Raw genomic sequence first — 254 nt, 5'->3', positions numbered from 1 at the left:
CGGGCAGCTGGCGGAGCGACCGTCAGTGTGGCGTGGGCTGGGCGGGGCTACCGGAAGACATAACGCATCCTCCGGCGGGTCCGTTGAAACACCCCTTGAAAGTCTTTAGTGCAGGGACCAAGCGGAAGCTGGTCACCCGATGGGCGTCTACACTGGCAGCTGCAGCTGTCAGGGACAAGTCAAACTGTCCTTTACAGCAACTGCCCAGAAAGGTGTATTCGAAGCAAAGCCTTGTGTTTTGTGAGACCTCACAG

The sequence above is a fragment of the Pseudovibrio sp. W64 genome (assembly GCF_001623145.1).
Classification (GTDB): Bacteria; Pseudomonadota; Alphaproteobacteria; order Rhizobiales; family Stappiaceae; genus Pseudovibrio.
This window is presented reverse-complemented; position numbering follows the sequence as displayed.